Origin of the sequence: Acetobacter sp. AAB5 (genome assembly GCF_050106715.1) — a bacterium.
In the GTDB taxonomy this organism is placed as follows: Bacteria; Pseudomonadota; Alphaproteobacteria; order Acetobacterales; family Acetobacteraceae; genus Acetobacter; species Acetobacter oryzifermentans.
Map to the genome: position 1 here is coordinate 1 of NZ_JBNIEW010000053.1, position 835 is coordinate 835.

The 835-nt window shown below is 45.7% G+C and carries 1 pseudogene; it reads left to right on the forward strand.

Going from position 1 to position 835, the window contains the following annotated elements:
• Window positions 1-108: 108 nt before the first annotated feature.
• A pseudogene (locus tag ACP7IZ_RS13755) lies at window positions 109-407 on the forward strand (recombinase family protein); the annotation flags it as partial.
• Window positions 408-835: the final 428 nt, after the last annotated feature.

Sequence of the window (835 nt, forward strand, 5' to 3'; positions counted from 1 at the left end):
ACAACGCAGACTACCCGTCTCTCACATCCTCAGATGGTCCGTCTTTCGACGAACGCATCAGGCCAGTGCTATCCGCGCTCACTCACGACACAAAATGCAACTGTAGTGCTAGCAGAACCATGGACTGACACTACTACTAGTACAGGTCGGCTTATGCTTGCAGTCTTGGGTGGACTTGCCGATGTGGAACGCGATCTAATTCGTACACGTACATCAGAAGGACGCATTCGAGCGATCCGGCAAGGGAAAAAATGGGACGTCCTTGTCGCATGACAGATGTCCAAAGACAGGAAATTATTGATAGACGCTTAAAAGGTGAATCTTTAAAATCTATTGCAGCTTTCTATGAGATTAGTGAAAGCACTGCATCGCGGGTTGCGCGTGGAAAATATAGATCCTTCTTATAATAAATTCTGATTTTTGCAAAAATCAGGACTTTGACCTGACGAGGTATTCCCTTTCCTGAAGCTAGATGGATGCCGGCCACTGTTTCCGTGACCAAAGCCTGGATACTTGGAATAGGAAGCTAAGCGATGTGATGAGAAATTTTCTTTCTACGTAGAAACCGTTGTCTGGTGGCCATTCAGGTTCACGTCATCTTTGCGCGTTATAGGGGCAAAGATGCCAACGCAACAACGGCGTGCTGTGGATCGTATTAGGAAGGTCAGATACAGGTTATGCAACGGGTGATACGTTACGGATTGTCAATTCTGATAACACTCAACCTGTGCGGATGTGTCTCTTATACCGAAACAGAAAGTATCTGTAAGGGAACGGAAGAAGGTATTCTTCTGCATATAGATGGCTCATATGCAGGCTATCCACATTCTGTTTT